Source organism: Methylophaga sp. UBA5088 (assembly GCF_002414625.1).
GTDB classification, from domain to species: domain Bacteria; phylum Pseudomonadota; class Gammaproteobacteria; order Nitrosococcales; family Methylophagaceae; genus Methylophaga; species Methylophaga marina.
In genome coordinates this window covers 18,082-18,452 of sequence record NZ_DIAC01000111.1, presented here as the reverse complement: position 1 = coordinate 18,452, position 371 = coordinate 18,082, and the positions used below count along the sequence as shown (strand labels likewise).

At 42.3% G+C, this 371-nt stretch carries 2 protein-coding genes; both read right to left on the bottom strand.

Features of this window, described 5'->3' with window-relative positions; all coding sequences use genetic code 11:
- Positions 1 to 128 (bottom strand): zinc-ribbon domain-containing protein (locus B4K20_RS14105; protein ID WP_289283392.1); only part of this gene is annotated, 128 nt, incomplete at its 3' end.
- On the bottom strand, positions 125 to 371 hold a 247-nt coding region (locus tag B4K20_RS14100), incomplete at its 5' end, for an alpha-E domain-containing protein (protein ID WP_289283379.1). The genes B4K20_RS14100 and B4K20_RS14105, both read right to left, overlap by 4 nt.

Here is a 371-nt window from a genome sequence, read left to right as displayed (position 1 = left end):
TTATCATCTTCTTGCAGGCTGGTTAACTGTTGTAGCTCTGGAATAAACCCCAACTGACTGCCACAAACACCACAGTGGGTATTGTCGAAGAAAATTTCCTGCCCACATTGGCAAAAGAACCGTTTCATGAAACGGAGTAGTCCGGATAAAACCAATTAGTGGTAATACTGGTATTCAGTCGATTTAAGGCGATTTGTAACTCATCCATCATCAATCGAATAGTTTCTGGCGGATTTCTCTCCGGACTATATGCCTGTAGATCATTCAGAATCTCAGCCTGCTGTGCCAACATGTGTTTATCTCCAGGTAAATACTCTAAGTAATTTCCTACCGACTTGACAGAAAAGCTCAAAGAACGCGGGAAAGCTGTA